This window comes from Candidatus Chordibacter forsetii, from assembly GCF_964187505.1.
Taxonomy (GTDB): Bacteria; Verrucomicrobiota; Verrucomicrobiia; order Opitutales; family Seribacteraceae; genus Chordibacter; species Chordibacter forsetii.
Genome location: NZ_CAXLML010000185.1, coordinates 1 through 10,916 on the forward strand (window position 1 = coordinate 1; position 10,916 = coordinate 10,916).

General features: G+C 44.8%; 8 protein-coding genes. 5 read left to right on the top strand and 3 right to left on the bottom strand.

The window, feature by feature from the left end; genetic code table 11:
- The 3 genes from ACKPQ4_RS08170 to ACKPQ4_RS08180 form a co-directional block, all read right to left on the bottom strand.
- On the bottom strand, positions 1 to 1,384 hold a 1,384-nt coding region (locus ACKPQ4_RS08170; protein WP_407680697.1), incomplete at its 3' end, for a sulfatase family protein.
- A gap of 61 nt (positions 1,385 to 1,445) precedes the next feature.
- A complete protein-coding gene (locus ACKPQ4_RS08175; RefSeq protein ID WP_407680698.1) occupies positions 1,446 to 2,018 on the bottom strand; it encodes a hypothetical protein in 573 nt (190 codons plus the stop codon).
- Between the two features lie 5 nt (positions 2,019 to 2,023).
- Positions 2,024 to 2,290, bottom strand: a complete 267-nt coding sequence (locus ACKPQ4_RS08180; protein ID WP_407680699.1) for a YHS domain-containing protein — start codon at positions 2,288 to 2,290, stop codon at positions 2,024 to 2,026.
- A 120-nt stretch (positions 2,291 to 2,410) separates the two neighbouring features.
- Between ACKPQ4_RS08180 and ACKPQ4_RS08185 the strand changes: the two genes are divergently transcribed.
- From ACKPQ4_RS08185 to ACKPQ4_RS08205, 5 genes are read left to right on the top strand one after another with little or no spacing between them, the layout of a single operon-like run.
- Positions 2,411 to 2,959, top strand: a complete 549-nt coding sequence (locus ACKPQ4_RS08185) for a sigma-70 family RNA polymerase sigma factor (protein WP_407680700.1) — start codon at positions 2,411 to 2,413, stop codon at positions 2,957 to 2,959.
- On the top strand, positions 2,956 to 4,254 hold the full coding sequence (locus ACKPQ4_RS08190) for a hypothetical protein (protein WP_407680701.1): 1,299 nt from the start codon (positions 2,956 to 2,958) through the stop codon (positions 4,252 to 4,254). The genes ACKPQ4_RS08185 and ACKPQ4_RS08190 overlap by 4 nt, the downstream gene beginning before the upstream one ends.
- Positions 4,255 to 4,266: 12 nt before the next feature.
- The gene (locus ACKPQ4_RS08195) at positions 4,267 to 7,428 is read left to right on the top strand and encodes a PSD1 and planctomycete cytochrome C domain-containing protein (protein WP_407680702.1); all 3,162 of its coding nucleotides are present in this window, start codon (positions 4,267 to 4,269) and stop codon (positions 7,426 to 7,428) included.
- 8 nt (positions 7,429 to 7,436) lie between these two features.
- Positions 7,437 to 8,909 (top strand): DUF1501 domain-containing protein, encoded by a 1,473-nt coding sequence (locus tag ACKPQ4_RS08200; protein WP_407680703.1) that lies wholly within the window; start codon positions 7,437 to 7,439, stop codon positions 8,907 to 8,909.
- A 21-nt stretch (positions 8,910 to 8,930) separates the two neighbouring features.
- On the top strand, positions 8,931 to 10,799 hold the full coding sequence (locus ACKPQ4_RS08205) for an FAD-dependent oxidoreductase (RefSeq protein WP_407680704.1): 1,869 nt from the start codon (positions 8,931 to 8,933) through the stop codon (positions 10,797 to 10,799).
- Positions 10,800 to 10,916 lie beyond the last annotated feature (117 nt).

Here is a 10,916-nt window from a genome sequence, read left to right on the forward strand (position 1 = left end):
TGAAGTGCTCAATGATGGCGTCGCTATCGCTTTGAAGCCCTTGATCTTGGCTGTTTGCAAGCCAGTCCTCTAATTGCCTCTTAAGTTGATGATGAACTTCTTCAAAACTAGTTTTCCCTATTAGATTAACGGTTTCATAGGGGTCGTTCTTTATGTCATACAATTCTTCACTCTCCAAGGTCGTAAGTAATTTTGCCTGAACGGGAGTCAGTAAATTCTTTTCTCCCATTATATTTAACAAGTGGTAAATCGGGTGTGTTGATCTTCGGTATGCGGTGGTATATTCGTTGATTGAACCAGCGGTCTTGAAATTGCGAATATATTTGTACTTGCTTGATCGGACAGATCGACTGCAAATATCCACATCCCCGAATCGATCAGCAGCGCTATGTACGAACTCTCGGGGCTTGGAATTCTCCTGGAGGAAGCTTCTGCCCTGCATCCAGTCAGGAATGGTACCTCCGGTCATGAGTATTGTCTCCGCAACAAGATCAATAGCACTTATGAGGGATGAGTTTTTGGTGCCTGAATTGTATCCAAATGGATGTTTTACTCCTTCTGGATAGAAGATGATTAGAGGGATATGAGTCCCACTATCGTAGAGCCAGTTTTTTCCACGAATCATGGGCCTTCCATGATCTGAAAGAATGCAAATGATGGTGTTCTTTTCGAGATTGTCATCTTGAAGTTGCTTAATAATCGCACCGACTTGTTTGTCGAAACGGTTGATGCTTTCAAAATATCCGGCCCAATCATTTCGGGTTACCGGGTGATCTGGATAGTAAGGAGGGATTACGATCTTCTCCTTGGGAATATTTTTCGAAGGATAGAAACCTCTGTGGGACTCTCTTGAGTTGATTTGAGCAAAGAATGGCTGGTTTTTGACTAGCTGTTTCCATAAGTGAGTATCCCATGTTTTCTTCGATGTCTTAAACTGCCAGTCATCCTTTCCGGTTCCACCAAAACCTTTAATATTTCCTGTATAATATCCTCTTTCACCCATCACTTGAGGTGATGTTTTCACCGGTTGGGGAAGGGTAGGCATGAGTTCCTTGCTGTAACGCATGTGATGGGCACCAAGAGTTGTTTGGAATACACCAGTGGCAAGGGCTGTCCTGCTTGGTGAACAGGCAGGACTGGTCGTATAGACATTGGTAAATTGCATCCCTTTCTCTGCCAGACCATCAATGTTGGGGGTCGTGACTACTTGATTTCCGTAGCAACCGAGATCGGGCGACATATCTTCTGCAATAATCCAGATGATATTTGGCCTTCTCAAATCTTCGGCATGTAAGATTGATGAAGAAAATAACAGGGCAATACCTTTTACAAAAAATATGGACTTACTCGTTATAATTTTTTCCCGTTGAAGTAACCTAAACATTACAATTCATTGGTCTCGCTACTCCTTAAATTATTTTTCAATCTTGAATTTAAAGTTACTGTTAAATCCCGCAATCAAATGCAATTGCGGTGCCAAATGACGTTATTTGTACATAAAACAGGTACGTACAAAAAGCTATGCCAATATTGGCATTCCTAACTTTTGATTTTTTTGCACCTCTTTTTTTTAACAAAAATCTGTAAACGGTTGTTATTATTAAAAGTACAGCGTGTAAGATGAAAAAGATCATAAACCATTCCATACTCGCGTAGTTGAATAATAGTATAAATTGCCAAAGCCAGATTACTGCTAAGAAAAAGACAAACCATTTAACCCAAGCCCTTGAGGTGAGTGTTTGGTCGATTCTTTGCCTCGCCATTTTCAGGGAAATAGTAAAACAAAATATGTAGCCCAACGCCTGGATGATTGCATTGGCAAGATGCCCGCAAATCATAAGAGAAATGAGTCCTCCTGATGCACAGACTTGAATTGAGGTTATCAGCAGGTTTTTCTTGGTTAACAATCCACTTTCTAAATTATAGTGGTCTTTGGCCGTGAGGATTCCGGCAAGGATTCCTAGCCAAGAGAGTTGAAGAAAAAAAAGGATTGGGAAGAAGTAGTAAATTTCGGACATCAGGCTTAAATGCCTTCACTTTCCTCCTTTAATTCCTGAATATATTTTTCAGGATTTTTCTTAAATTTTGGAATGCAGGGTTTGCAGCAGAATTTGAATTCTTGACCATCGTGGACATAGGAAACGGGTTCTCCCATATCGCCAAGGTCACTCCCTCCAACCAAGCAATAATCCAAGGGATACGGCTTGGCCTCTCCTTGTTGTCCGCAGCTTACAAGGAAGGTAAGTGGACTTAAACTGAGAATTATTAATAAATGGACTTTTTGTTTCATAACTCCAACTCTACTCGCACGATTTTCAAAAGGTCAAATGGAGAATCTCAAAATAATTTTTAAAAAAACTGGCAGTTAAACCGTTGATTTTTATACCTATCGGTAGCGTTATGGGTAGCAATGGTATCTAATGGACATAATACCTCAAATAATGAGGCTTTTTTAAAGCTCTTTCTAAAGCATGAGAGTGGTTTAAGGTCTTACATTCGTTCCTGTGTCATAAGACCGGAGGAAGTGGACGAAATCATGCAGGAAGTAAGCTTGGTTGCCTGGAGGAAATTCGAGACGCTTGAGCAACCGGAAAAGTTTGGAGCATGGGCATGTTTGATCGCACGGTTTGAGGTTTTGAAGTTCAGAAGAAAGAAGGCCCGGGATCGATTGGTCTTGGACGAGGATATTATCACAAAAATTGGCATCGATGCCGAAGAGCAGGTGACCCGTAGACAGTTGCAATTGTCGGCCTTGGATAAATGCCTGAAAAAGTTAAAGGCTCCTGAGAAAGTATTAGTTCAGCAAGCTTACAGCCCCAAGGTATCCAAGAAAGAATTGGCGAAAGATTTTGGTAGGACCGAAGGAGCCTTTTATCAAAAACTCGCACGTATCCGTATCAAACTTCGTGATTGTATGAATCGGAAAATGATCGCCTTGAATACAGGAGTCTTAGAATGACTGAAGAAGAAAAAGAGTTAATACTCGGGTATCTGGACGATCGTCTTTCAGCCTCTCAATTTGGTTCCTTACAAACCTTGTTGAGAGAAAATAAGGATGCCCGTTCTTTTCTTTTAGATTTGGGCACGATTGATACCAAGCTGGATGATTTCAGTTTATCTGTTGATCAAGAGAACAAAGCTTCCCGACTTATTTCTTTTTCTTGGCGTGAATATGCTTGGTCAGCTTCAGCCTGTTTGCTGATTCTTTTTTTGTGTTCATCGGGATACTTTCTTTTTTCAGAACCTAAAATTGCCACCATCCAGTCATGCGAAGATGCAGCCTGGGAAAGTGATTTACCTACGACTCCAGGATCTGAGCTTATTCCTGGCACTTTGAAACTTCGCACGGGTCTGGCATCCATAGAACTTCGATCTGGAGTCAATTTTGTTTTGGAGGGTCCGGCAGAAGTTGAGCTTATCTCTGTAATGAAAACCCGGTTGGTTGCAGGTATGGTCATGGTGGAGGTTCCTGAACAAGCTATTGGTTTTGTGCTGGAAACACCGGATGGTTACGCGATTGATTACGGTACTAGTTTTGCTGTAGTCGTAGATCCGATAAAAAATGTTTCCTCATTTGAGGTTATAGATGGTGAAATTGGGGTGCATCACCCAGAAAGCGGGTCAGAAGTCCGTTTGGTTGATAACCAAACTATATCGATTGAAAAGGGAATTGTATCCCCCATGAAAGAAGGAGAAGGCGAAAAAAAGATACCTGCTAGTGCTGAGATAAAAAGAGTTTTTGCAGGTAGGAACTCAACCAGTATTATTCGTAACGATCAGCGTGACCTTTACTTGTCCAATGATGTTTTGTTAGTCAAAAGTACCGATATTCTTCCTTCTTTTGACCGTCGGGCATTACTTGAATTCGACATAAGTGATGTCGATCCTACCCAATATAAAAAGATTCGCCTTAGCCTCAATTTAGTCCCAGCCAATGGATTACGTTCCCACCTTCCCGAAGAAAATATTTTCGCGGTGTATGGGATCAAGGAATCCTGGGGAGAAGGCTTGCTCTGGGCGAAAGCACCTCCAATTGAACAAGCTGAACAATTAGGAACCTTTTCCATCCCTCGAAGCAAGCAGTTCGGCAATTATGGAATTGAGACTGATGCATTAAAAAAGTTCGTACAATCAGGGCATGGTAAATTATTGATTGTCCGCGAAACTTTTGAAACTCGTCCATCAGGAATGATTCACGCCTTTGCTAATCACAATCATCCATACTACGCGCCACCAGTATTGGAGTTTTATTAAAAGTCCAAAGTTATGAGAAGATTTTTTCAATGGGTTCTTGTTATCTGCTTTGTTTCATTTCCCTGTTTGTTCGGGGAGGAGCAGAAATTAAAGTTTAATCGGGACATTCGTCCCATTCTCTCTGATGCTTGTTTTCATTGCCACGGTCCGGATGAAGCGGACCGGCAGGGTGGTTTACGATTGGACCTTGAGGAATTTTCTCAAAAACCAGGCAAGTCTGGTTTTTCGGCTATCGTGCCCGGAGATTTGGAAGAAAGTGAAATGATCTTTCGTATCCATTTGCCTGAGGACGATGAGGAACACATGCCTCCTTTAGGTAGCGAGAAATCGATTACCCCTGAGCAAAAGAAAGTCTTGGAAAGATGGATCGAGGAGGGTGCTAATTATGAAAAACATTGGTCTTTTGAAAAACCAATAAGACCGGGCGTTCCAGCTGGTGTAGCTGAGCATCCGGTGGACTCATTTATTTTGAGAAAGTTACAGAGCGAGGGAATGACCCTGAATCAACCAGCAGACAAGGAGACTTTGTTGCGCCGTGCCAGTCTGGACCTTATTGGTCTACCGCCAACGGTTAAGGAAATCGATTCATTTTTAGCGGATGGTTCTGAGTCTGCATACGAGCAACAACTCGATCGTCTATTGGAATCGAAGCATTTTGGCGAGCGGATGGCTCTGGAATGGTTGGACTTAGCCCGATACGCAGACAGCAATGGATTCCAGAGTGATGGAAGCCGGGATATCTGGATGTGGCGGGAATGGTTGATTGGTGCATTTAACCGTAACCTTCCTTTTGATCAATTTACCATTGAGCAATTAGCCGGGGATCTCTTGCCCAACCCATCGGAAGACCAAGTCATCGCCACTGGCTTTAACCGTAATCATCGGCTTAATGGAGAAGGGGGAAGAATTGAGGAAGAGTGGTTTGTGGAGACTGTGATCGACAGAGTGGAAACAACTGGGTCAACCTGGATGGCACTCACCTTAACTTGTGCCCGTTGCCATGATCACAAGTACGATCCCATTTCCCAGCAGGAATTCTATGAACTCTTTGCGTTTTTTAATTCAGTGGAAGAATCGGGTGTACTTCACCCAAGAGGCAAATTTGGAGTCAACACCCCACCAATTTTGAAAGTACTCAATGAGGAGCAAAAGCAGAGGAAAGTGAATTTACAAAAATCAATTCAACAAGCGGAAGTTGCCGTCAAAGAAGCTGAGAAAAAAATAGATTCTGCTTTTGAGGAATGGAAAAAAACAGAGCGAAGGAAAGTCCTGGAGGGAAAACAGGAAAACTTATGGTCCCCATTTGAGGACAAATCTGCTATTTCCAAGCTTGGGAGTAAGATAGGTAAACAAGCGGATGGTTCCTTGCTCGTAGGAGGCAAAAACCCGCAAGGGGATGTTTACCATCTGAACGGAGATCTCAACCTTTCTCATGTTGGCGCTTTGCGTTTGGAAGTACTACGGGATGAGACTCTTCCCTCTGGGGGGCCGGGCCGGGCAGGTAATGGAAATTTTGTACTCACTGGAATTGAGACAAAATTTATATTCGAGGATCAGGAAAAAAAGCCCGTTTTTATCGAATGGGATCGTGCCAAAGCAGATTATTCACAACCCAAATGGCCGGTTGAAAATATTCTTAAAAATGCCAAACACTTAAACAGGGCCAATGCATCCGGGTGGGCGATTGGTACGTTTGAAGAAAAAAACCGTGTGCCTAGAGAAGCAATCTTTTTAGCTAAAAAGCCGGTGGCTGTGCCCAAGGGAGCTAGCTTACAAGTTTCCCTCTATCATAAGTCCAAATATTCGGATCATAACATTGGTAAATTTAGGATCTCATTGGCCTCTCAAAATTACGCGGATTTAAATCAGAAATTTATGCTTCCATCCCATTTGGTTTCTTTACTTGATTCATTGGCCGAGAATTCATCCGTGGATCAAAAAGTTCTCAAAAAGCATTTTCGGGAAAATACCCAGACTCCATTAAAAGTTGCTGAGATAGAGGTTAAGAAGGCTAGAGAGAAGTTTAATCAATTTATGGATAAGGTTCCTTCTACCTTGGTCATGCAGGAAAGAAAAACTCGGCGGGACGCTCATATTTTGCACCGGGGAGAATACGATCAAAAGAGAGAAAAAGTGGGTAGGGCATTACCAGCGGCATTGCCTCCATTACCCAATGGTGCCCCCATGAACCGCTTGGGCTTTGCTCAGTGGTTGGTGACTGGTGAACATCCACTCACGGCTCGGGTCTGGGTCAATCGTTTATGGGAGAGACTTTTTGGTGTGGGGATCGTAAAGACTTCCGAAGACTTTGGTTCGCAGGTTGAATGGCCGTCCCATCCAGATCTTCTCGATTGGTTGGCCGTTGAATTTGTTCAACCCACTGCTTTACCAAATCTAAACGGGATTTCTGCTCACTCATGGGATATGAAAGCGATGATCAAATTCATTATGCTGAGTAAGACCTATCAGCAGAGTTCATCTGCCAGTGAAAGTCTTTACCAGAAGGATCCTGATAACCGTCTACTCGCCCGGGGCCCAAGACTTAGGTTGCCCGCAGAAATTATCCGGGACCAGGCACTCGCTTCCAGTGGTCTCCTTGTGCCAAAGATTGGTGGTCCCAGTGCCCGGCCCTACATGCCCGAGAAAGTATGGGATGAAACCAGTACCTTTGGAAATCTGCTCAATTATAAAGCAGATCAGGGGGACGGGTTGTATCGGCGCAGTATTTATACAATTTGGAAACGCACCGCAGCCCCGCCCTCCATGCTTCTTTTCGATGCTCCCAATCGTGAAATTTGTATGCCTAAGCGTTCAAGAACCAATACCCCTCTTCAAGCTTTGGCTTTGCTGAATGAAGTTACCTATGTGGAAGCAGCCCGTGCACTCGCAGAGAAAATGCTGAGTATTGAATCAGCCAAAAATTCCGAAGACAGATTGATTTTAGGTTATAGGTTGGCCACTGGTAGTTCGCCGAATGCGGAGACTTTATCCATTTTACAAGATGGGCTTAATAAAAGACGAAAGAGGTTCTTGGAAAACCCAGAAGCAGCAAAGAGTTTGATCAACCAAGGATCTTCTACATCTCGGTCGGGGCTGGATGAAGTCGAATTAGCAGCCTATACCAGCACAGCTAATATTTTGCTGAATCTTGACCGTGTAATCATGAAAAACTAAGAACAATAATGAATGCATTTTCACAATTACTTGAACAAAAGCCAGCTAGCTTAGCGGCTCAGGACTTTTTAAACCGTAGAATTTTTTTACGCAATGGAGCCGCTGCACTAAGTGCGGCAGCACTTGCCGGTTTACTACCTAAGGGAGGCCAGGCTTCTTCACCATCAATAGCCTCGTTTCCCAATTTTGCCCCCAAGGCGAAGCGGGTGATCTATCTATTTCAGTCAGGTGCACCCTCCCAGATGGATTTATTTGATCCTAAGCCGATGATGGAAAAGGAACGAGGCAATGATCTTCCAGAATCGATACGCAAAGGCCAAAGATTGACAACGATGACCTCGGGTCAAAAAAGTTTCCCGATTGCACCAAGTATTTTTAAATTTGCCCAGCATGGCCAATCAGGCCAGTGGATAAGCGAGCTCTTGCCCCATCTTTCTAAACAGGCGGACGAATTGTGCTTCATTAAGTCGATGCACACCGAAGCGATCAACCATGACCCGGCGATGACTTTCTTTCAAACTGGGCACCAGCTTGCGGGGCGTCCAAGTTTTGGTTCCTGGCTGAGTTACGGATTGGGGGCATCCAATCAGGACTTACCGGCCTATGTGGTCTTGTCCTCCTTTGGGTCAGGCCGTCCCAGTTGCCAGCCCCTATATGACCGTCTGTGGGGTGCCGGATTTTTACCCACCCGTTACCAAGGGGTGAAGTTTCGTAACAGTGGAGATGCGGTGTTGTATCTGTCTGATCCTCCGGGGATAGACCGTGCAATGAGGCGGGGCATGCTTAATGACTTGGCCAAACTTAACCGTATGGATCATAAAACGGTTGGGGATCCCGATATTGACGCCCGTATTTCCCAATACGAGATGGCCTTTCGAATGCAGGCAAGTGTGCCTGACTTACTGGACTTTTCAACGGAGCCTGAAAGTGCAATTAATCAGTATGGACCGGATGTCCGTAAGCCCGGTTCCTATGCCGCAAATTGCCTGCTTGCCCGACGCATGGCCGAGCGGGATGTCCGCTGCATTCAATTGTTCCATATGGGCTGGGATCAACACGGCAACCTACCCAAGCAGATTCGTGGTCAATGCCGCGATGTGGACCAGCCTACGGCTGCTTTGATTTCCGACCTTAAGCAACGAGGCTTACTGGATGATACCTTAATTGTATGGGGCGGCGAGTTTGGCCGTACGATATATTCTCAGGGTGCATTGACAGAAAACAATTATGGTCGTGATCATCATCCTAGGTGCTTCACCATGATGCTTGCAGGAGCTGGGGTGAAGAAAGGATTTTCTTATGGAGCAACTGATGATTTTTCCTACAATATTACAAACGACCCTGTCCATGTGCATGACCTTAACGCCACGATCCTTCACCTGATGGGCGTGGATCACAAAAAGCTTACCTATAAGTTTCAGGGCAGAGATTACCGATTAACCGATGTTCATGGACATGTGGTCAAAAACATACTTTCTTAAATTTCCATAAAATAAAAAATTATGAATCAGTATTCAAAACGACGTGAATTTCTTCGAGTAATCGGCGGGGTAGGGGTTACCTCCCTTCTCTCGCCCAGTTATTTAATGGGTGCCCGTCCCAGTTCGGCCTTGAGCCGGTCGGGCGTATTGGTGGAAGCTTCCGGCTTTGCTGAATTGGGAGGCTGGAAGTTAGATACCCAGCACTACCTACAAATGGGAGGGAATTACCTTCTTGCTCATGGCATGGGTCAACCGGTACAGGATGCCATTACCACGGTAAGCCTTCCTTTAGCTGGCACCTGGCATTTGTGGGTACGCAATCGTGACTGGTGTAAGGGAGATTGGGAATCGCCAGGCCGTTTTCAAGTATGGGTGGATGGCAAACCGGTAAAGGAAACTTTTGGTCATACGGATGAGTCCTGGCATTGGCAAAAGGGTGGATCCATCGACATTAAAAAGGCAGGGGATATCAAAGTGGCCCTGAAAGACTTGACTGGATTTGATGGCCGCTGTGACGCTCTTTATTTCACTCAGGAAACCAATCCTGTGTTACCCAGTAAAGACCTTAAGGAGTTATCTGACTGGAAGGATGAGGTCTCGGGGCGAGCCAAGGAGAAAATTGAGGAATTTTCTTTTGATGTCGTGATCGTTGGAGGAGGCATGACCGGTTGTGGTGCCGCTTTGGCTGCTCGGTCGCAGGGGCTCAAAGTAGCCCTAATCCAGGATCGTCCCTTATTCGGGGGGAATGCGAGTGAAGAGGTACGAGTACATTCTTTGGGTATCCATGGATACGGTACCAAAATCTTAAAAAAGATAGATACCGCTCACTATCCCAATGGCCATGCTAAGGCAAAAAATGATCAGGAAAAGCGGGAACAGGCCATGGCTCAATCTGGCGTTGATCTTTTTGCTCATCACCTTGCCTGTGGTCTGGAAAAGGAAGGTAATCAAATTGTAAGTGTTGAAGCTAGGGAAGTTAATTCGGGCCGGATTAAACGATTTAGTGCCCCTTCTTTTATTGATGCCACTGGTGATGGCTGGCTAGGATATTGGGCAGGTGCGGATTATCGCTACGGCCGGGAGGCTGCCTCTGAGCACAATGAGGGGTGGGATAAGTATGGAGACCTTTGGAGTCCTGAAAAACCAGACAATCGGGTAATGGGGACAAGCGTGCTTTGGAACAGTGTGCGTTCCAAGACCAAACAGGACTTCCCCAAGGTTCCATGGGCTTTACCCGTGGCAGGAAATCATGCTGCGATCAATGGGGAATGGTACTGGGAATATTCAGAGAATAAGTTAAATCAAATTGATGATGCTGAGGCGATTCGGGATCACATGTTACGGGCTATTTTCGGAAGTTTTTCCAATGCCAAGAAAAACCCAAAATATGCGCCTAATCGTTTGGCATGGGTGGCTTATGTCGGAGGGAAGCGTGAATCCCGGAGGATCATGGGTGATCATATTTATGACATGCATGATGCGGTCGAACGCAGAGAATTTTCGGATGCCGTGGTCGTTGAGAAAAGAGAGGTGGATGGTCATTTCCAGCGAAAACTAAAGGGCTCAAAGCAGGATTTTCTATCTGCTGCTATGTTTCGACATACCGGTGGTCACTATTACATCCCTTTTCGTAGTTTTTATTCTAGGAATCTTACCAACCTAATGATGGCGGGTCGTTGTTTTAGTTGCACTCATGTTGGGCTTTGCGGACCTCGGGTGATGAATACCTGTGGGCAAATGGGGATCGCTACAGGTTTTGCTGCAGCCTTGTGTAAAAAACATAATGCCAACCCCCGAGAAATAGGAAAGTCTCATATATCGGAATTAAGAAAGTTAATTGGATTTGATGGATCCAAACCTCTTGGTAATCCAAGTAAGCCCGGCCACTGATGGGTGAATGAGGCATCTAGTAAATTTTGGCCTGCTCTTTAGCTTTCTTGCCCTGGCTATTACGGGCGGGTGGGCTTAAGGGCGAAAGTAAGCCCACCCGCCCGTAATAGCCAGGGC

Bases quoted from the DNA above. Each gene is read 5' to 3' on its own strand.
- ACKPQ4_RS08175 (WP_407680698.1), bottom strand. From the start codon at position 2,018: ATGTCCGAAATTTACTACTTCTTCCCAATCCTTTTTTTTCTTCAACTC.
- ACKPQ4_RS08180 (WP_407680699.1), bottom strand. From the start codon at position 2,290: ATGAAACAAAAAGTCCATTTATTAATAATTCTCAGTTTAAGTCCACTT.
- ACKPQ4_RS08185 (WP_407680700.1), top strand. From the start codon at position 2,411: ATGGTATCTAATGGACATAATACCTCAAATAATGAGGCTTTTTTAAAG.
- ACKPQ4_RS08190 (WP_407680701.1), top strand. From the start codon at position 2,956: ATGACTGAAGAAGAAAAAGAGTTAATACTCGGGTATCTGGACGATCGT.
- ACKPQ4_RS08195 (WP_407680702.1), top strand. From the start codon at position 4,267: ATGAGAAGATTTTTTCAATGGGTTCTTGTTATCTGCTTTGTTTCATTT.
- ACKPQ4_RS08200 (WP_407680703.1), top strand. From the start codon at position 7,437: ATGAATGCATTTTCACAATTACTTGAACAAAAGCCAGCTAGCTTAGCG.
- ACKPQ4_RS08205 (WP_407680704.1), top strand. From the start codon at position 8,931: ATGAATCAGTATTCAAAACGACGTGAATTTCTTCGAGTAATCGGCGGG.